Below are 18,591 nucleotides of genomic sequence, written 5' to 3'. Positions count from 1 at the left end.
TGGCGCTTGTGTACCCCTGAGGAGAACGGATGGAACTGGAGCGACAAAGCGTAGCCGTACTGCAGCAGTTCGGACGCACCTACCGCGCGTATGCGGCCGCATTCGAGCAGTGCATCGGCCTGCCGCTGGCGCGCTGGCGGATCCTGCATGTACTGCACCTGCAGGAGGATGCCATTGCGCAGCGGGCACTGGCCGACCGCGTCGGCATGGATCCGGGCGCGCTGACGCGCCAGCTCAAGGCCATGCAGGAGCTTGGCTGGGTCGAGCGGACCACATCGGAGCGCGACAACCGCGTGACCCATGTCACGCTGTCGCACGCCGGGCAGCAACTGGTGGCGCGCCTGATGCCGCTGCGCTCCGCCTTCCTGGAGGATGTGCTGACCGAGGTTTCGGCCTCGACCATGCAAGACCTGTCGCGCGGGCTGGCGCAGCTGGAGACCGGCATTGCGCATGCGCTGGCGCGGCTGGAGCAGCCTGACGCCGTGGCCTGAGTGCCGGGCCGGTGCCGGCGCCCGCCATTCAGCAGCCGGAAAGCAGCATGCCGTTGAGGGCGGCGAATTCGAACAGCTCGCGGTCGTTGGTGACACCGAGCTTGTGCATGGCACAGTTCTTCTGGCGGCTGATGGTCTTGACGCTGCGGCATAGCAGGACCGCAATCTCGCTGACGGAGCGCCCGGCCAGGTACATCCGCAGCACTTCCATTTCACGCGCCGACAGCCGCTCGGCGCCACCATGGCTTGCCGCCGGGTTGCCGGGATCGGCCTGTGACAGGATCTCCATGGCCGACTTGCCGATGTAGCGGAAGCCGCGCTGGATGCGGCTGATCATGGTGACCAGCTCCGACAGCGGGGCGTCTTTCAGCAGCAGGCCATGCACCTGCGTATCGAGGATGGAGCGCAGCACCAGAGGATTGGTGATCATGGTCAGAACGGTCACGGCCAGCGACGGATGGCGCCGGCGCAGTGCGCCCAACATGCGCAAACCGTCCCCGCTGCCTTCCTGCTGCGAGGGCATGTGATAGTCGGTGACGACGACATCGGGCCGCAGGGTCGCGACGCTGTTCAGCAGTGCCGTTGCGCTGGTCACTGTGCCGCAGATTTCCCATCCGGTCTGGGTGTGCAGGCGGTCGGCAACGGCCGCGCTGACCACCGGATGGTCATCGGCAAGCAGGATCCTCAATGCCATCGGGTCTCCTCGGTCCAGATTCGAGCCGGCCGTCATGCCGCGCCGCGCTCAAGAAAACGCCGCACGTCGGCCGACGTGCGGCGAAATGGCGGCGCCAGACAAGTGACGCCAGACAACTGCATGCATCGCCGCAGGACGGGCCAAACGGGAGACGGCCGGCGCGCTGCGATGCATGGGCAGGATACTGGCTATGCCCCGGCGCGAAAGTAGGAGAATTCGCAAAGCGCTGTCGCCACCGTGTCGCAGCAAAAAAAAAGCGCTGGCCCCGGCAGGGGCCAGCGCCTCGCGGCGCATCGAATGCGTTGACGGATCGGCGACTAGCGCGCCGGCGCCATTGCGCGAGTCAGGCGAGCGCCTCGGCCTGTGCCATCGCGGGCCGCCCGCTGCGGCGGCCGTCGATGGCCTTGAGCGGATCGCGCAGCACCGCGCTGCCGACTTCCATGATGTCGCGCAGCACCGCCTTGTCGTGGCTGCGCTCCGGCGCCCAGAAATGCAGGGCGGCCCATTCGGGAAAACTGCTCGGCGGTGCCAGCAGCCGTGTCTTGCGCTCGCGCGTGACCAGCGGCACGTTGAAGTCCAGCACCGGGCAGATGCCTCCCGCGGCATGCAGCAGCGTGATCTGCGTGTGCCAGGAAGGCACCACGGTCTCGCGATGCCCGGGCGTGCCGGCCTGCCGGCTCAGGAAGGCGCGCAGCGGGCTGCCGGCTTCGCAATCTTCCTGCAGCAGGATCCAGTCCGTTTCACCCTCGTCGTGGCTGCCTTCGCGGGCGGCACTGACGAGGCGGCGCGGCGTGGCCATGATGTTCTGTTGCTGCACGCGCTCGGGGTCGTGGCCGCCGTCTACGACAAACGCGCAATCCAGTTGGCCGCTATCGAGATGGCTGGCCAGCGCGGCATCGGCGATCACGGGGCGCGTGATGAAGCTGTCCTGCGGGAACTGCTCGCACAGCGTGGTCAGGATTTCCGTAATGACCGGGTCGCCGATCGAAGACGAGAAGCCAATGGAAATCCGCCTGCCGTCCGCGCGGCGCTGGCTTATGCCCGCTTCGCCCGGGCGCACCAGCTGGTTCCACTTGGCCAGGATCTGGCGCGCGGTCTGCTCCAGGCGCAAGGCGTGGGGCGTCGGTTCGAGCATGCCATTGCGCTTGACGAACAGCGGATCGCCCGTGATTTCGCGCAAGCGCGTCAGGCTATAAGCGACGGTGGGCACGCGTCCCTGGGTACAGGCGGCGACCGCGTTGAGGTCGCGATACTCCATCACCAGGACGAAGACATGTAATAGCTTGGTGCTGACGTGACGCATTCTGACTTCTCCCGATGCATGATTCTTTTTTTGATTTCTTGTCTGTCCGATGCGTACAGCACCGCGCGCAATGGAGCGCGCGGCAAAGCATGAAACGTGCTTATCCGACGGGGCGGCAATCTGACGCCCATACTGCAAAGCCAGCTTGGAAAATGGCGCCCGTCACACTCGGCGCGGCAGACCGGATCGGTCCGCGCCGTCCGGACAGGACTCTTTGGATGGCCATGCACGACTCCACATTTCCGACTTGCGTCGACAAATTGGCGCAGTGACTCCTCGATCCTTCAGGCCTGATATTTGCCGGCAGTGTAGGGACCGCACACCGGTTCTCTTCACGGTGGCTGCGGGCTGCCGGGCCGCTTCCTGCGAGCGCCGCGTGGCGCATTGCGAAAGCGTGCGAAATTTAGTTGTGCCGAGGAATCTTAATACATGGTCTGCAAAAGTCCTAGAAACTTGATTTGATGACAGGCTTCTAATCCTGCTTTTATCGCCCTTATCCGGTTCGCTATACCGGCGGGACAGCCGCTGCCGGCTCAAGACGACGTGCGGGCCGACACGGCTTGCCAGGCCATTGCCACGGTGCTGAAACAAAGTGGACTCCAAATTGGCTTAGCAAAATATGGCCGTGTCGGCAGCGTTGCCGGCACGGCGGCACGGCCTGTGCGGCTACGGCGAGGCTTGCGGATTTTCTGAACGACGAGGTGCCGGAAACGCCCGCGCGCCTGCTGGCAGGTGGCTTGCGGCAGCCATTTGGGCGGCGCTGCGCGCGGCGTCCATCCAGATAATTTTCTTAACTCGCCTTGCGAAGACACTGAATTGCCTTTTGGCGCGGCCGTGGGCTAACGTACGGCCAGAGTCGGCACGGTTGGCGGCGCGGCCGGCATTGCCTGCGCCAGCGCCGGCGCCGTTGTGGAGCGGAGAGATTCGTGAACAGACGGTATTCGGAAGAACAGATCCGCAGCTACCTGGCCGAAGCGGCCAGCGGCGTGCCGGTGCGCGAGCTGTGCGCGCGCTATGGCTTCAGCGATGCCTCGTTCTATGGATGGCGCGCGCGCTACGGGGACCAGAGCCAGAACGATGCCCGCGACGGGCGCAAGCTGCGCGAACTGCAAGAGGAGAATGCGCGGCTTAAGAGTATGCTTGCGGACGCACTGCTCAAGCTCGAGCTGCTGCGCAACCGTACCGGCCGCCGCCAGGGCAACGGCAAGGATCGCTGAAGGCACGGCTGGTTTTTCCGCAACGCAATGCCGCGCACCATGGCTGTCGCCATGCCCTGCGCAGGCCCCTGGAGTACTGGTTTTGAAGAGGTTTGTTTGCAAGTGCGGCCTGCTGACGGCCGCCATCGTGGCAATTTCCCTGCACGCCACGTCGTGGGCAGCGAGTCCTGCCGCATCCGCAGCCGCCGCCGGAGGTACGCCGATGGTGGCGCCACCGCCGCCGCGGATGCTGGACGAAGCCACCGCCGTGGTCGAAGGCCCCGGTGGCACCTTGTCCGCATCGCAGCGCCAGCACTGCCAGGGCCTGCTGGACCAGATCGATGCGCTGCCGAAGGGGCCCCAGTGGTCCGAAGGCAAGTCGTCGGTGACCACGGCAGACGGCCGCACCTATCCGACACTGGAGCGGCAGCCGGATCGCAAGCGGCTGGAAGAGGCGTATCGGCAGGAGTGCACGCAGCAACGTCGCTGAGTGCGCAACCCCCGGGGCTGCAAGCCGTCGCCGACGGCTAGGACGCCGGGCCCCGGCACATCGCCATCGCGGGCGCGAATTCCGCGCCCGGATCACCTTCGCGCGCAGGCCGCTGTGCGCCGCCGTCAAGGTCGGCATAGATCGAGGCAAGCCCGGCGGAGTCGATGATGCGCAGCCGCCGCTGGCGCACCGCGATCAGACCAACCGATGCAAAGCGCGACAGCAGCCGCGATACCGTTTCCAGCGTCAGGCCCAGCAGACTGGCGATATCGGCGCGCGACATCGCCAGCGTCAGCGTGCTGTCCTGCCGTCCATGGCGGCGTGCCTGCTCGCCGGCAAGGTCCAGCAGCAGCATGGCCAGGCGCTGCGGGGCTTTCATCGATCCCACGGCAACCAGCAGCACGCGCTCGCGCTCGGCGTTGCGGCGCATGACCGCCAGTGCGGCGATGCGGAAGGCCGGCGCAGCCATCAACTCGCGCAGCGATTCGACCGGCACCGCGCACACCTCGGAGTCCTGCAGCGCGATCGCCGCGGCACCGTGCTGTGGCGCTTCATGCGGTTCCAGTCCCAGCACATCGCCCGGCAAGGAAAAGCCGGTGACCTGGCGCCAGCCCAGCGGCGATTCGTAGACCTGCTTGGCGCTGCCCGTGCGCAGCGGATAGACCGTCAATGCCGGGCGTCCCTGGCGGACGACATAGTCGCCGGCGCGCAGGCTCAGGCGCTCGGGCCGCAGGCGCGTGCCGGCGGGCGCGGTGGCGGCGGCCGTCGCGGCTGCGCCACAGACGGGATGGAAAAGGCAAAGCGAACAGGCGGGGGCGCCGTGATCCGGCATGGGTATTTTGACGCAAGGGCAATCGACAAGTCAGTATAAAACGCCGGCATCGCCAGCCAACTTGCTGCGATCTTCATTCTTTCGATTCCAGTGTTCAATATTTTCGCGATGGCGGGGGAGGCCCGGGCGTGGCGCCAAGGCAATCCGCGTGCCACATCCGCCTCACGGGAAGTCCATCCGGGGTGTGGTATGCTGCAACGCACAACAAAGGCACCCCGGGGGAGATTCCGTCATATGAGCAGGAGTCCTCATGACCAAGAGCCTAGCCGCTGACTGGCACGCACAACTCCGGCGCCTGAGCCGGGTGCAGGCCCGAACTGAAACTCAGGTGAAGTCCTGGCTGCGACGCCTCGATTCGCTGAACCCGCTGACACCGTCACGTCCGCAGGACGCGCCAGCCCGCCCACGCCGCTCGGCTGTTGCCCCCCTGACGACGCCCGCCACGCCGCCCGCGTGGTCACCCGCGAGGTCGCCCGCCACGTCACCCATCGCGCCGGACGAACTGCCCGGCACTTGGCAGGCACACCGGCTGCGCCTGGCGGCGCTGCCCGGCGAACTGGTGCCGCAGCTGTCCTATCACCTCTATATCCCGTCCAAGCGCCATCGCGGCCCGTTGCCGGTGGTGGTGCTGCTGCATGGGTGCCGGCAGACGCCCGATGCCCTCAGTGCCGGCACGCGCATGAACGCGCTGGCAGAACAGGAGGGCTTTATCGTCGCTTACCCGCAACAGCCGCTGCGGCGGCAGGTCCAGCGCTGCTGGCAGTGGTTCGACCTGAGCGCCGCCGAGGGCGGGCGCGAGGCGCAGGCCCTGGCGGCACTGCTCGATGCGCTGGCCGCGCGCCACGATGTGCGCGAGCGCGAGATCTACCTCGCCGGCATGTCCGCCGGTGCGGCCATGGCCGCGGTGGTGGCGCTGCGTTACCCCGGCAAGGTGGCCGCGGTGGCGATGCATTCCGGTGTCGTGATCGGCGCTGCCGACACGCCGCGCGCCGGCCTGCACGCCATGCGGCACGGTGCCACGGCCGAGCCGGCATGGCTGCTCGACGCCGCTGGCGTCACGCCAGGCGGGCCCGAGATGCCGGCGCTGGTGATCCACGGCCTCGCCGACGATGCGGTGCACCCGGTCAACGGCAGGCTGCTGGCGCGCCAGTTTCTCGCCTACAACGAGCTGGAAGACCGGCTTGCCGCGATTCCGGACGCAGGGCCCGACGCGGCGCCGGGCGAAGAACCCGGCCGCTGCCGCGAGTACCGCTTCGGCCGCTGGAGCCGCGACCTGGTCGCGCTGGTGGAGGTGGAAGGGCTGGACCACGCCTGGAGCGGTGGCGACGCCAGCTACGGTTTCCATAGCGACATCGGCCCCGACGCCAGCGCGATGATGTGGGATTTCCTGCGCCAGCACCGGCGTTGAGCCGTGACCACGCGCGCATGAAAAAAGGGACGGCAACTGCCCTCCATTTCTCTGCGTCTCAGGGCACCGCGCTTCAGCCGCGCGAACGGTCCTTGACGAACAGCGCCGTCACCATGCCCGGCACGCACAGAGCGACGACATCGCCGTGGTCGATGCTGGACTACCAATGCGCAGACGCGGCACCTGAACTGGAGAACTACGCTGACGCCTCTTCCGCCATCGCATCAATCCTCCGGCGTTGAACTCGGTCAGGCAATTTAGATCGATCGCACGGATGTGCTCGACCGTGAAATCGATGAAGACGCGATTGCGCGTGGGCAGGTGTTGCCGGCTCAGATCGCAGATGTAATGCCCGCGGTCGTCGCAACCAGCAGGTCTTTGCTCGCAATGTGATCGCAGATCTGGTAGCCGGCCATCTGCGCAATGCACCATCCCCGCAGCAGCGCCTGCAGTACAAGGTCGGCATCGTTGAAGGTCATACGAGCCGCTGGCGTGTACTTGCGGACAATGCCGTCGACCTTGAATTCCCACGGCGGCATCATGCAGTCGGCCGGACAGGGCGACACGATCACACTCGCGTCCGCGCTGATCCAGCCTATCGCGTCGGACGATGTCCGCGTTCCGCACGGTGCCCGGTTCGTCCGGCAAGGCCTTCGGACTCGACAAGGCCGCAAGGGAGCCCCGCGAATGCGGAGCTATCAGAAAATCTGAAAGATTCCATCAATATTATTCGATTTTCTTTTTGAGCGCGATGCAGCAAAGTCTGGGCAAGGAGTTAAACATGAATGCACGAGCGCCCCTGACTGCGCTGGCTCTTGCCGGTGCCTGGCTACAACCTTCTTTTGTTTCCACTGCCTCCGGCACCTCCGTTCCCTATGTGGAAGCTGGCAGCGGCGAGCCAATGGTATTCGTGCACGGGTCGCTGTGCGACTACCGCTATTGGGAGCCGCAGCTCGCTTCTCTGTCGAAGGACTTCCACTGCCTCGCTCCGAGCCTGGGCCACTATTGGCCACAAACCAGTGCGAACGGACGCGGCGACTTCAGTTGGGAGGCGCACGTCGCGGAGATTGCGGAGTTCATCGATGCGCTCGGTCTGGGGCCGGTCCATCTGGTCGGCCACTCGCGTGGCGGTTGCATTGCGTTTCATCTAGCGTGTGAATACCCTCACTTGGTGAACACGCTCACGCTCGCTGATCCAGGCGGCCCACTTCAGGCAACGCCGCAAGCAGGGGCCGGCAAATTGCCGCCGGCCACCCATGCGTTGAGAGAGAAGGCTGCAGCACTGGTTGAGCAAGGCGAATTCGATGCCGGTCTGAATCTGTTCGTAGACTCGGTAACCATGCCGGGTTTTTGGAGCAAGAGTTCCCAGGGCTTCCGCAGGATGGCGCTCGATAATGCGCTCACACTGCCGAAGCAGCTGCGTGACCCGTTGCCCGCCTACACACGCGAAGCGGCCGGCGAAATCCGGTGTCGAACGTTGCTGATCGATGGGCAAAAGAGTCCGCGCATGTTCCGTGGCACGGTCGAGAAGCTTCAAGAATGGATCGTGCAAGCTAAGCGTCAGACAATTGCCGGAGCCTCTCACGGCATGAATATTGCCAACCCAGGCGCGTTCAATCGGGCGGTTGCCGAGTTGGCTGGCTAGAGAGGCCCTGTCTCGCAGAGTTCGTGGATCGAGCCGTTGATCGCCATCGTGACCGAGGAAATCCTGACGCGTCATTCACGGAAGGCGCGCCTACAACGACTTCAGATACTCGGCCAGATCCGCAATCTGCTCAGCGGTCAACCCCAGCCCTTGCCTGGTGTTATAGGTCTGCGCAACGTCCTCCAGCGTTGCAGCCGACCCGTCGTGGAAGTAAGGCGGATGCTGCCACACACTCCTGAGCGGACTGGTTCGATACTGCTTGCCGAACGTGAGGCATAGCTGGGCGATTCCGGTTCGACCATCGAGTCGCTCGGCGGATGCAGGCGCGCATTGGCGTCGGTAAGCAGTGTGCCGCTATGGCAGGTGGCGCAGCGGCCGGCGCCTTCGGACACCAGCCTGCATATCGGCGAAAGCGCCTTCCACAAGGCAACGCTATTTCGTCCGACCGGGTCCGAACGGGCGCCTGTTGCGAGTGGGTGATGGCGCTGCGCGCCCAGGGCGGCACGATGAAAGAAATCGCGCGCGAGCTCTCAGTCGACAATCGAACCGTACACAAGTCGTCACCGCGGGGGCATTCCCCGAGCGCGTCGGATACAGCGCGGGAGTGGCAGGCGCGGTGTGGCGGGTAAGCCCCAGGCTTGCGACCAACCACTTCGCAAAGGCCATAAAGATGCCAGATCGGCATTTTTGGCGGTGACTGAGCAATTCCCATGTCTTTGCTTTGTCCGAATCCGTTGCCATAATGGCGACAAAAAAGTGAAATCCGGGGCACAAAGCAGCGTGTAACGCCGGAGTGCGGGGTCAGATTTTCTGGGACGACATGGAATTCAAGCAATCCATTCAGGCAGTGGCCGCCACGCCGCGCGGCCGGCTGGCGACCCGCGTTGCCGGCGGCGTGGTTGCCGCGCTCGCGGTGTTCGGGCTGGCGGGCTATATCGGCGGACCGCCGCTGCTCAAATACCTGATCGAAAAGAACGCGACTGAAGCACTCGGGCGCAAGGTCACGCTGGGCAAGGCGCATGTGCGGCCGTTCGAACTGGCCGCCACGCTGTCTGACCTGACGATCTACGAGCGCGACGGCAAGACGCCTGCGGTGACGCTGGGCGAGGCCGAGGCCAATACTTCGGTGGCATCGCTGTGGCATCTGGCACCGGTGGTGGACAACCTGCACGTCGACCGCCTTGCCGTGCGCGTCGCGCGCGGCGCCGACGGGCGCATGACCTTTGCCGATGTCCAGGAAAAATTCGCAGCACTGCCGCCCAAGCCGGCCGATGCCAAGCCGGCGCGCTTCTCGGTCAACAATATTGCCGTGACCGGCAGCAGCTTCAGCTATGACGACAGGCTGCTCGACACCAGCCTGCGCGTCGACCACCTGACGCTGACGCTGCCGTTCCTGTCCAACCTGCCGCATGACGTCGAGATCGTGACGCGGCCGACGCTGAGCGCGCGGGTCAACGGCACGCCGCTGGCGCTCGATGGCGAGGTGCTGCCCTTCGCCGATTCGCGCCAGACCCGGCTCAATGTCAATCTCGACGGGCTCGACGTGACGCGCCTCATGGCCTTCGCGCCGCCGCTGCGCGATGCCGAGGTCAAGTCCGGCAAGCTTGATACGCGCCTGACGGTGGCGTTCCGCCAGCAGAAGGACACGCAGGAAATGCTGCTGATGGGCACGGCCGCGCTGCGCGATGCGGATATCCGCACGCGCGCGGGCCAGCCGCTGGTGAAAAGCGGCCGGCTGGCGCTGGACATTGCCCGGCTCGAGCCGCTGGCGCACCGGGCCCAGCTGCGTAGCGTGGAAATCGAAGGGCTGGGGGTGCAGGCGGTACGCCGCGCCGACGGCACGCTGAACCTGGCGACGGCGTTCCTGCCGCAGGCGGTAAGCAAGTCGACCGACGGCGTGGCGCCGGCCCCCGCTCCGGCTCCGGCTGCGGCGGCGTCCGCGCCCGCGCCCGCCGCGGCTGCTTCCGCTGCTCCTGCTCCTTCGGCTTCTGCCGCGCAAGCCGCGCCGGCCGGCCCCGCGGCCAAGGACCAGCCCTGGCGCTATGCGGTCGACCGCATCGTAGTAAAGCAGGCCAACCTCGGGTTTGAGGATGCGCTGGCGCCCTCGGGCCCGGGCAAGCTGGCGCTGGGCCCGCTCGACGCCGAGGTCAAGGGCTTTGCCGGCACCGAAGGCGACAAGCCGGCGCATATCGATGCCACCCTGACCGTGGCCGACGGCCAGACCCTGCACCATGCCGGCGACCTGCTGCTGCGCGACGGCACGCTGGCCGGCACGCTCGAGACCAAGGGGCTGCGGCCGCAGGGCTTTGCCGCGTGGTGGCCGCGCGAGCTGCGCAGCCAGTTCGGCGAGACCGCGGTCGATGCCGAGCTGCACTACCGCATGTCGTGGGCGGCGCCGCAGTTCCAGTTCGTGCTGGAAAAGTCCCGGGTGGAACTGGCGCCGCTCTATGTCGCCACACGCGATCCGGTGGTGATGCCGGCCGCGCCTACCGCCACCGCCAACACCGCCAACACCGCCAACACCGCCAACACCGCCAACACCGCCAACACCGCCAACACCGCCAACACCGCGAATGAAGCCGCGACGCAGGCCCCCCAGCGCGTCAGCCGTCGTGCGCGCGAACGCGCCGAGGCCGACCGTGCAGGCGCCAACCTGCCGCTGCTGCGCGCCGAGAAGCTGGTGCTCGACGATATCCAGTTTGACCTCGCGCGCCAGACCTTCGCGACCAGCCAGGTGACGCTGGCGCAGCCGCAGATCGCGGCCACGCGCGACCATAGCGGCCAACTGCTCGAAATGGCGCGGCTGTGGGCCAGCGAATCCGCCCAGCAGGCTCGCGCCACGCCGCGCAAGGCACCGGCCCCTGCCGCGAATGCCACGAATGGCGCTAGTGGCGCCAATGGCAGGAACGGCAGTGCCGCCGCAGGTGTCTGGCAAGCCAGGATCGGCAAGATCGCCGTCGACGGCGGCAGCGCGCGCGTGGCCGACTACCAGCCGGCCGAAGCCAACCGCGGCCGCCCGGTGATCCACCAGTTCCGCAATATCGAGCTCAGCACCGGCGCCATTGTCTGGCCGCTGACGCCGGCGGCGGTGCCGGTGAAGCTGCACGCCGAATCCGGCCGGCGCGGCGTGATCGGCATCGACGGCACCGTCTTGCCTGCCATGCCGGCGAGCCGCCTGCAGCTGGACCTGCGCCAGGTCGAAATCGGGCCGCTGCAGCCGTACCTGGCCGACCGCCTCAACGCGGCGCTGCGTAGCGGCACGCTGACCGTCAAGGGCAAGCTCAATGTCGACGCGCCCACCGGCAAGCCGATCGCCGCGCAGTTTGCCGGCAACGTGCTGGCCGGCAACGTGCGCACGGTCGACCGTGTCAGCGGCGAGGATTTCCTGCGCTGGCGCTCGCTCGCGCTGTCGGGCATCGACTTCGCGATGGATGAGAGCAAGGGCCCGATGCGCGTCAGCCTGGGCAATATCGCGCTGTCCGATTTCTATGCGCGCGTGATCCTGAACGCCAACGGCCGCCTGAATCTGCAGGACGTGCTGGCCGGCGGCGCGGCCAAGGGCGAGGCGGCGCCGTCCACCAGCCTGACGCAGGCCAACCCGGCCTCGGCGCCGGCGACGCCGCCGGTGCAGGCCGGTGACACGCGCACCGCGCAGGTCGAGCAGAAGCCGGGCGGCCCCAAGCCGCAGATCCGCATCGGCGGCGTGTCGGTGAACCAGGGCAACATCAATTTCTCGGATTTCTTTGTCAAGCCGAACTACACGGCCAACCTGACCGGCATGAAGGGCTCGGTGTCCAAGGTGTCGTCGGGCGATCCCGCGCCTGCCGACCTGGTGCTCGACGGCCGCATCGACGACGATGCGCCGGTCACCATCAGCGGCAAGATCAACCCGCTGGGCGAGCAGTTGTTCCTGGACATCGCCGCCAAGGCATCGGGGGTCGAGCTGACGCGGCTGACGCCGTACGCGGCCAAGTACGCCGGCTACCCGATCACCAAGGGCAAGCTGACCGTCGATGTCGCCTACAAGATCGAGAACGGCAAGCTGGATGCGAGCAACCACCTGTTCCTCGACCAGCTTACCTTCGGCGAGCGTGTCGACAGCCCGGACGCGACCAAGCTGCCGGTGCTGCTGGCGGTGTCGCTGCTGAAGGACCGCAATGGCGTGATCGACGTGAACCTGCCCGTCTCCGGCTCGCTGTCGGATCCGGAATTCAGCATCGGCGGCGTGATCGTGCGCGTGATCGTCAACCTGCTGACCAAGGCGATCACTTCGCCGTTCTCCTTGATAGCCTCTGCCTTCGGCGGCAGCAGCGAGGAGCTCGGCTACGTCGAGTTCGCGCCCGGCACGTCGACGCTGACGCCGGCGGCGAAGGAGAAGATCGGCAAGCTCGGCCAGGCGCTCAATGACCGGCCTTCGCTGCGGCTGGAAATCAGCGGCCGCATCGACCCGGCCACCGACGAAGCCGGCGCGCGCCGCGCGTGGCTGGATGCGCGCGTGGCCGAGCAGAAGCGGCGCGACCTGCGCAACAGCGCGCAGGCAGGCACCGAGGCCGGCGACGACGAGTCGGGCGTGCAGGGCGCCGAGATCAAGGTGTCGAAGCAGGAATACCCGAAGTACCTGGAAGAGGTCTACAAGCGCGCCTCGATGAAGAAGCCGCGCAATTTCGTCGGCTTTGCCAAGTCGCTGCCGCCCGAGGAAATGGAGAAGCTGCTGATGGCCAATGCCACTGTCTCCGAGGCCGACCTGAAGCGCCTTGCCGAGCAGCGGGCGCTGGTGGTCAAGCAGTCGCTGGAGCGCGAAGGCAAGGTGCCGGAGAGCCGGCTGTTCCTGACCGCGCCCAAGCTCACGGCCGAGGGCATCAAGGACAAGGGCGCGCCGAACCGGGTCGATTTCTCGATCCGGCAGTAGCCGTGGCGGCCGGCGGCGCCGTCACGGCGCCGCCGGCAAAAAACGGTATGATTCGGCCCGGACAATGTGTCATGACCGAATCTGGAGAATGTTTTGCAGGATCAACTTGAAGCGGCCGTTGCCTACAAGACCTGGGTGTGCGTGATCTGCGGCTGGGTCTACGACGAAGAACAGGGCTGGCCCGAAGACGGCATCGCCCCCGGCACGCGCTGGGAAGACATCCCCGACGACTGGCGTTGCCCCGAATGCGACGTCGGCAAGGGCGAGTTCGCGATGATCGAGCTGTAATGCATGACGGCGCTTTGCAGCGCCGTCATGCATTGACTAGCCATGCCGCCGCAAAGGCGGCCGGCACAGGCCGGTGTGGTGACGTTGCGCGGCATAACGCCGGTAGCGCATCCGATACGGGTGAACGCTGCGCCACAGGGCCACCAGCACGGTAACAAGCAGCAGGGCCGCCATGATGGCGGCAAGCAGGGCGATCGACATGGCGGCCCTCCTCTTCGCGATTCGTGCGGATCGTGCAAAACCTGCCAGCCCGGCCTCCCGGGCCGGTATCAGATCAGCATCGGCAGCGCTTCCAGCACCAGCACCGCGACCAGCGCGCCGATCAGCGCTCCCATGGTCCGGCAACTGATACGCAGGTACTTGGCGGTCACCGGGATCGAACCCATGGCGATCACGCCCACCAGCGCCATCGGAATCAGGAATACAAGATCATGCGCGGTGAAGTGCATGGCGGTCTCCTGTCTCTCTTTTGTGATTCCAGTATAGGCAGTGTGTGCCGCGCGCAAGGCAGCGCGCATCGGGATTGTCCCGTAGTGTGCACAGCAGCCGGGCGTTCGCAGGTATCGTTATCGGCACTCCTGCGCCGATGGCGTTGCGCCACGCACGAAGCGGAAGTGTTTTTCGCCATGCCGGCAGCCTGGTGGGAAGCGCGTGTCCTATGCTGATCAGAGACGCGGGCCCCGATCCCATCCATGTCGAAGGTCCCGCCGACTCAAGAGAGAGAGACGGAGGTGGCTATGGAACTTCACATGCGATCGCACCATTACGTGCGGCGCCAGCCGGACTGGACCGCGGCAGCGGTGTCGGGGCTGGCCGCGGGCGCGCTGCTGCTGGTGCTGGAACTGTTCTGGTCGTCGATGGTGTCGGGCGTCAATCCGTGGGTGGCCACGCGCATGATCGCGGCGATCGTGATGGGCCCGGACGAGCTGCAGACGTCGCTGTTCACCGTCGGCACGGCGGCCGCGGCACTGGCGATCCACTTCGTGCTGGGCGCGGTGCTTGGCATGATCCTGGCGGCGATCATCGCGCCGTTCACGCTGGACTCGAGCCTCGGCATGGCGATGCTGGCCGGCGCCGTGTTCGGGCTGGTCGTCTACTTCTTCAATTTCTATGTGATGACGCGCGCGTTCCCGTGGTTTGTCGAGGTGCGTGGCTGGCATACGTTCATCGGCCACCTGATCTTCGGCGTGACGGCCGCGGCGTGCTACTGGAAGCTGGAAAGCAAGGACGTGTCGCACTGAGATGACGCAATGAGCCGCGGTGCTCAGCGGCCGAACCGAGACATTTTTCAACCCGGGGATCGTGCCCGAACGGCACGGCAAGACGCATGCACGTTTCCTGCGCGCTTTGGCCATTACACGGGGCCGCGCGCGACCATGGCGGTGGCATGGAGCCGAAGGGTTCCTGCCGCCGCTTTTTCTGGGCGGACCGCTTGTGCATGGAGGCACGCATTTGCCCGCCATGTCGCCTTGCAGTGACCTGACGGCATGCACTAGTCTTATCTAACCTTGCGTGACTTCCGCATCCCTCGCCGCGCGCGAGGAGGAGGGTGGTTATGGCGTTGGCCATTGCACTCGTCGTCATCGTCGTCGCTTCGGTGCTCTTCCATTTTCTGAGCCCGTGGTGGGCGACCCCGCTGGCGTCCAACTGGAAGCAGATGGACGACACGCTGACCATTACCCTCGTCATCACCGGGATATTCTTCGTCGTCATCAACCTGTTCGTCGGCTACATCGTCTGGCGCTACCGGCACAATGCGCCGCATCCCAACGGCGGCACTGGCCACCGCGCCGCCTACGAGCCGGAAAACCGCAAGCTCGAGTGGTGGCTGATCGGCGGCACCACCCTGGGCGTGGTGGCGTTGCTGGCGCCGGGCCTGTTCGTCTACGCCGACTACGTGCGCCCGCCGCGCGAGGCGATGGTGCTGGAGGTGGTGGGCCAGCAATGGTCGTGGGGGTTCCGCTTTCCGGGCAAGAGCGGCGAGCTGGGTGCTTCCGACCCGCGCTTCATTACCGGTTCCAATCCGCTGGGCCTTGACCCGGACGACCCGCGCGGGCAGGACAACATCGTCATCGTGGGGCCCGAGGTACACCTGCCGCTGAACAAGCCGGTGAAAGTGCTGCTGCGCTCCAAGGACGTGCTGCATGATTTCTATGTGCCGCAGTTCCGCGCGCGCATGAACATGGTGCCGGGCATGGTGACGTCGTTCTGGTTCACGCCGACGCAAACGGGACGCTTTGAAATCCTGTGCGCGCAGCTGTGCGGCGTGGGGCACTACAACATGCGCGGCATCGTGGTGGTGGACGAACCCGCCGCGTACGACGCCTGGCTGGCGAAGCAGCAGACCTTTGCCATGGCGCTGGCGAAGGCGGCGGCACCGCCGGCCGCCATGGCCGCCGCAGCGCCGGGCGCCGCCAGCGACGCCGGCGTGGTGGAAAAGGGCCGCGCGCTGGCGCAAAGCAAGGGCTGCGTCGCATGCCACAGCATCGACGGCAATCCCGGCGTGGGCCCGACGTGGAAGGGCCTCTACGGCAAGACCGAGACCTTTGCCGACGGCAGCAGCGCCGCGGTCGACGACGCCTTCCTGCACAAGGAGATCACCGACCCGCACGCGCGCCTGGTGAAGGGCTTCGGTCCGGTGATGCCCCAGCTGCCGATGAGCGAGGACGAGACCGCTGCGCTGATTGCGTATATCAAGTCGGCGGGAACCGGCGCCCCCGCACCGGAGGTCGCGGCGCCGGGCGCGCCCGCTGCCGCCACCAGCGCCGCCACGACCGCGGCAGCCGGCACGGCCGCGCCCGCGCCAGCCCCTGGCGCTGCCTCGGGCACCTATACGACCTCGACCGCGGTGGCCGTGCCGCCCGGCGCGGCGCCCGCGCCGCCACGCAAGTGAGGAGACCCGCATGGCTTACGCCGACGATGCAGCCCATCACGCGCCGCAGAGCTTCTGGACCCGCTACGTCTGGAGCCAGGACCACAAGGTGATCGCCGTGCAGTACACCATCGTGGCGATCGTGGTGGGGCTGGTGGGCGTGGCGTTGTCCAACCTGATGCGGATGCAGCTGGGTTTTCCGGGGCGTTTCGAGTTTATCGACGTCAACCGCTATTACCAGTTCGTCACCATGCACGGCATGATCATGGTGATCTACCTGCTGACCGCGCTGTTCCTGGGTGGCTTCGGCAACTACCTGATCCCGCTGATGGTGGGGGCGCGCGACATGGTGTTCCCCTTCCTCAACATGCTCAGCTTCTGGGTTTACCTGCTGTCGGTGATCGTGCTGCTGGCCAGCTTCTTCGTGCCGGGCGGGCCCACCGGCGCCGGCTGGACGCTGTATCCGCCACAGGCCATCCTGCCCGGCACGCCGGGGCATGACTGGGGCATCATCCTGATGCTGGTGTCGCTGGCGATCTTTATCGTCGCGGCGACGATGGGCGGCCTGAACTACGTCACCACCGTGCTGCAGGCACGCACCGAGGGCATGACGCTGCTGCGCATGCCGCTGTCGGTGTGGGGCATCTTCATGGCCACCATCCTGGCGCTGCTGGCGTTTCCGGCGCTGTTCGTGTCCGCGGTGATGATGCTGCTGGACAAGACCCTGGGCACCAGCTTCTTCATGCCCGCGATGGTGTCGATGGGCCAGCAGCTCACCTACAAGGGCGGCAGCCCGCTGCTGTTCCAGCACCTGTTCTGGTTCTTCGGCCACCCCGAGGTGTATATCGTCGCGCTGCCGGCGTTCGGCATCGTCTCCGACCTGGTCAGCGTCCATGCGCGCAAGAGCATCTTCGGCTATCGCACCATGGTGTGGGCGATCCTGGCGATCGGCGTGCTGTCGGTGGTGGTGTGGGCGCACCATATGTTCGTCAGCGGCATGAACCCGTACTTCGGCTTCTTCTTCGCCACCACCACGCTGATCATCGCGGTGCCAACGGCAATCAAGGTGTACAACTGGGTCATCACGCTATGGCGCGGCGACATCCATTTCTCGGTGCCGATGCTGTTTGCGATCGCGTTCATCAGCACCTTTGTCATCGGCGGGCTGACCGGGCTGTTCCTGGGCAATGTCAGCGTGGATATCCCGCTGTCGAACACGTATTTCGTGGTGGCGCACTTCCACATGGTGATGGGCGTGTCGCCGATCCTGGTGGTGTTCGGCGGCATCTACCACTGGTATCCCAAGGTGACGGGGCGCATGCTCAACGACACCATGGGCCGCGTGCATTTCTGGATCACCTTCATCGGCACCTACGCCATCTTCTTCCCGATGCACTATCTCGGCGTGCTGGGCATGCCGCGGCGCTACTACGCTTGGGAGAACTACGCCTTCATCCCCGAATCCGCGCACGTGATGAACATGTACATCTCGGTGGCGGCCTTCGTGGTCGCGACGGCGCAGCTGCTCTTTGTCTACAACCTGGTGTGGAGCCTGCGCCATGGGGACAAGACTGATGGCAATCCCTGGCGCGCGGCCTCGCTGGAGTGGCAGACGCCGCAGACGCCGCCGGTGCACGGCAACTGGGGCCCGCACCTGCCGGTGGTGTACCGCTGGGCCTATGCCTACAGCGTGCCGGGCGCGCCCGAGGACTTCATCGCGCAGAATGCGCCGCCCGAAGCGGGTGGATCGGAGCCTGAACCCCACGCCAGCCGCGGAGCCGTAGCATGAACGCCGACGCCGTCTACAAGGTCAGCCGCGACGACTTCGGCGGCAACCCCTCCGGCGAGAATGCCGCGCACCGCCACCCGCGGCGCCGCTCGCCGGCAAGCACCGGCCTGTGGGTGTTCATGGGAGTGGTCACGTCGCTGTTTGGGCTGTTCCTGACCGCTTATGCGCTGCGCATGGACAGCCCGGACTGGCACCGCATCGCGCTGCCGTGGCAGGTGTGGCTGTCCACCGCCCTGCTCGCCGCCGGCAGCGCGGCGATGGAGGTGGCGTCGCGCGCGGCACGCCGCGGCAGCATGGGCGTGGCGCGGCTGGCGCTGCGCCTCGGCGGCCTGGGCGCGGCCGCCTTCGTGGTTTCGCAGCTGTGGGCCTGGCAGGCGCTGGGCGCGATGCAGGTCATGCCGGCCGGCAATCCGGCGGGCAGCTTCTTCTACCTGCTGACCGCCATGCACGGCCTGCACGTGCTGGGCGGGCTCGTGGGCTGGGGCTTCGCGGTTGCCGCGCGCGGCAGCGGCGAAGTTGCCGTGCTGCGCATGCGGCTGTGCTCGCGCTACTGGCATTTCCTGCTGGCGGTATGGGTGGTGCTGCTGGCGGCGCTGGGCTGGCTCACGCCCGAGCTGGTGCGCTATCTCTGCGGCACGGCCTAGGACGGGCACGCACGCGCAAGAGGAGGAGAG

Annotated in this window: 16 protein-coding genes and 1 pseudogene; 11 read left to right on the top strand and 6 right to left on the bottom strand. The window is 66.5% G+C overall.

The window, feature by feature from the left end:
- The first annotated feature begins 29 nt into the window (after positions 1–29).
- Positions 30–491, top strand: coding sequence for a MarR family winged helix-turn-helix transcriptional regulator (locus tag E0W60_RS04185; RefSeq protein WP_133095819.1), 462 nt, complete (start codon positions 30–32; stop codon positions 489–491).
- 28 nt (positions 492–519) lie between these two features.
- Here the strand turns inward: E0W60_RS04185 and E0W60_RS04180 are convergent, their stop codons facing one another.
- Positions 520–1,185 (bottom strand): response regulator, encoded by a 666-nt coding sequence (locus E0W60_RS04180; RefSeq protein ID WP_135703122.1) that lies wholly within the window; start codon positions 1,183–1,185, stop codon positions 520–522.
- A gap of 343 nt (positions 1,186–1,528) precedes the next feature.
- Positions 1,529–2,488: a LysR family transcriptional regulator gene (locus tag E0W60_RS04175; RefSeq protein ID WP_135703121.1), complete on the bottom strand. Its 960-nt coding sequence runs from the start codon at positions 2,486–2,488 to the stop codon at positions 1,529–1,531.
- A gap of 926 nt (positions 2,489–3,414) precedes the next feature.
- Here E0W60_RS04175 and E0W60_RS04170 point away from each other — a divergent pair.
- A complete protein-coding gene (locus E0W60_RS04170; protein ID WP_158577668.1) occupies positions 3,415–3,705 on the top strand; it encodes a transposase in 291 nt (96 codons plus the stop codon).
- A gap of 82 nt (positions 3,706–3,787) precedes the next feature.
- On the top strand, positions 3,788–4,174 hold the full coding sequence (locus E0W60_RS04165; RefSeq protein WP_431189868.1) for a hypothetical protein: 387 nt from the start codon (positions 3,788–3,790) through the stop codon (positions 4,172–4,174).
- Between the two features lie 37 nt (positions 4,175–4,211).
- On the opposite strand, the gene E0W60_RS04160 is transcribed toward E0W60_RS04165, so the two are convergent.
- Positions 4,212–5,006: a Crp/Fnr family transcriptional regulator gene (locus tag E0W60_RS04160; protein WP_135703120.1), complete on the bottom strand. Its 795-nt coding sequence runs from the start codon at positions 5,004–5,006 to the stop codon at positions 4,212–4,214.
- A gap of 250 nt (positions 5,007–5,256) precedes the next feature.
- Here E0W60_RS04160 and E0W60_RS04155 point away from each other — a divergent pair, with 250 nt between their 5' ends.
- Positions 5,257–6,414, top strand: a complete 1,158-nt coding sequence (locus E0W60_RS04155) for an extracellular catalytic domain type 1 short-chain-length polyhydroxyalkanoate depolymerase (protein WP_133095814.1) — start codon at positions 5,257–5,259, stop codon at positions 6,412–6,414.
- A gap of 237 nt (positions 6,415–6,651) precedes the next feature.
- On the opposite strand, the pseudogene E0W60_RS04150 reads toward E0W60_RS04155, so the two are convergent.
- Positions 6,652–6,944 (bottom strand): annotated as a pseudogene (locus E0W60_RS04150) (LysR family transcriptional regulator); the annotation flags it as partial.
- Between the two features lie 251 nt (positions 6,945–7,195).
- Between E0W60_RS04150 and E0W60_RS04140 the strand changes: the two are divergent.
- From E0W60_RS04140 to E0W60_RS04125, 3 genes are all read left to right on the top strand, one after another.
- Entirely contained in the window at positions 7,196–8,059 is an 864-nt protein-coding gene (locus tag E0W60_RS04140; RefSeq protein WP_135703119.1) for an alpha/beta fold hydrolase, read from the top strand.
- 820 nt (positions 8,060–8,879) lie between these two features.
- On the top strand, positions 8,880–12,968 hold the full coding sequence (locus tag E0W60_RS04130) for a DUF748 domain-containing protein (protein ID WP_167884550.1): 4,089 nt from the start codon (positions 8,880–8,882) through the stop codon (positions 12,966–12,968).
- A gap of 93 nt (positions 12,969–13,061) precedes the next feature.
- On the top strand, positions 13,062–13,256 hold the full coding sequence (locus tag E0W60_RS04125; RefSeq protein WP_135703117.1) for a rubredoxin: 195 nt from the start codon (positions 13,062–13,064) through the stop codon (positions 13,254–13,256).
- 36 nt (positions 13,257–13,292) lie between these two features.
- Here E0W60_RS04125 and E0W60_RS36950 read toward each other — a convergent pair whose 3' ends face one another.
- Both E0W60_RS36950 and E0W60_RS04120 read right to left on the bottom strand, forming a co-directional pair.
- Positions 13,293–13,457 (bottom strand): hypothetical protein, encoded by a 165-nt coding sequence (locus E0W60_RS36950; RefSeq protein WP_165971506.1) that lies wholly within the window; start codon positions 13,455–13,457, stop codon positions 13,293–13,295.
- 68 nt (positions 13,458–13,525) lie between these two features.
- Positions 13,526–13,705 (bottom strand): hypothetical protein, encoded by a 180-nt coding sequence (locus tag E0W60_RS04120; protein WP_029047537.1) that lies wholly within the window; start codon positions 13,703–13,705, stop codon positions 13,526–13,528.
- Positions 13,706–13,993: 288 nt separating this feature from the next.
- Between E0W60_RS04120 and E0W60_RS04115 the strand changes: the two genes are divergently transcribed.
- From E0W60_RS04115 to E0W60_RS04100, 4 genes are all read left to right on the top strand, one after another.
- Positions 13,994–14,497, top strand: coding sequence for a hypothetical protein (locus tag E0W60_RS04115; protein WP_135703116.1), 504 nt, complete (start codon positions 13,994–13,996; stop codon positions 14,495–14,497).
- Between the two features lie 314 nt (positions 14,498–14,811).
- Complete coding sequence (locus tag E0W60_RS04110) at positions 14,812–16,149, top strand: cytochrome c oxidase subunit II (RefSeq protein WP_133095810.1); 1,338 nt, start codon at positions 14,812–14,814, stop codon at positions 16,147–16,149.
- Between the two features lie 10 nt (positions 16,150–16,159).
- A complete protein-coding gene (ctaD, locus tag E0W60_RS04105) occupies positions 16,160–17,917 on the top strand; it encodes a cytochrome c oxidase subunit I (protein ID WP_133095809.1) in 1,758 nt (585 codons plus the stop codon).
- On the top strand, positions 17,914–18,561 hold the full coding sequence (locus E0W60_RS04100; RefSeq protein ID WP_133095808.1) for a bb3-type cytochrome oxidase subunit III: 648 nt from the start codon (positions 17,914–17,916) through the stop codon (positions 18,559–18,561). Before ctaD ends, E0W60_RS04100 begins: the two co-directional genes overlap by 4 nt.
- The last annotated feature ends 30 nt before the right edge of the window (positions 18,562–18,591 follow it).

It is taken from the genome of Cupriavidus oxalaticus, from assembly GCF_004768545.1.
GTDB lineage: Bacteria > Pseudomonadota > Gammaproteobacteria > Burkholderiales > Burkholderiaceae > Cupriavidus > Cupriavidus oxalaticus_A.
This window is presented reverse-complemented; position numbering and strand designations above follow the sequence as displayed.

Excerpts from the sequence above, each read along its gene's own strand:
- E0W60_RS36950 (WP_165971506.1), bottom strand. The coding sequence starts at position 13,457 with ATGTCGATCGCCCTGCTTGCCGCCATCATGGCGGCCCTGCTGCTTGTT.
- E0W60_RS04185 (WP_133095819.1), top strand. The coding sequence starts at position 30 with ATGGAACTGGAGCGACAAAGCGTAGCCGTACTGCAGCAGTTCGGACGC.
- E0W60_RS04140 (WP_135703119.1), top strand. The coding sequence starts at position 7,196 with ATGAATGCACGAGCGCCCCTGACTGCGCTGGCTCTTGCCGGTGCCTGG.
- E0W60_RS04110 (WP_133095810.1), top strand. The coding sequence starts at position 14,812 with ATGGCGTTGGCCATTGCACTCGTCGTCATCGTCGTCGCTTCGGTGCTC.
- E0W60_RS04160 (WP_135703120.1), bottom strand. The coding sequence starts at position 5,006 with ATGCCGGATCACGGCGCCCCCGCCTGTTCGCTTTGCCTTTTCCATCCC.
- E0W60_RS04115 (WP_135703116.1), top strand. The coding sequence starts at position 13,994 with ATGGAACTTCACATGCGATCGCACCATTACGTGCGGCGCCAGCCGGAC.
- E0W60_RS04100 (WP_133095808.1), top strand. The coding sequence starts at position 17,914 with ATGAACGCCGACGCCGTCTACAAGGTCAGCCGCGACGACTTCGGCGGC.
- E0W60_RS04180 (WP_135703122.1), bottom strand. The coding sequence starts at position 1,185 with ATGGCATTGAGGATCCTGCTTGCCGATGACCATCCGGTGGTCAGCGCG.
- E0W60_RS04120 (WP_029047537.1), bottom strand. The coding sequence starts at position 13,705 with ATGCACTTCACCGCGCATGATCTTGTATTCCTGATTCCGATGGCGCTG.
- ctaD (WP_133095809.1), top strand. The coding sequence starts at position 16,160 with ATGGCTTACGCCGACGATGCAGCCCATCACGCGCCGCAGAGCTTCTGG.
- E0W60_RS04130 (WP_167884550.1), top strand. The coding sequence starts at position 8,880 with ATGGAATTCAAGCAATCCATTCAGGCAGTGGCCGCCACGCCGCGCGGC.
- E0W60_RS04175 (WP_135703121.1), bottom strand. The coding sequence starts at position 2,488 with ATGCGTCACGTCAGCACCAAGCTATTACATGTCTTCGTCCTGGTGATG.
- E0W60_RS04155 (WP_133095814.1), top strand. The coding sequence starts at position 5,257 with ATGACCAAGAGCCTAGCCGCTGACTGGCACGCACAACTCCGGCGCCTG.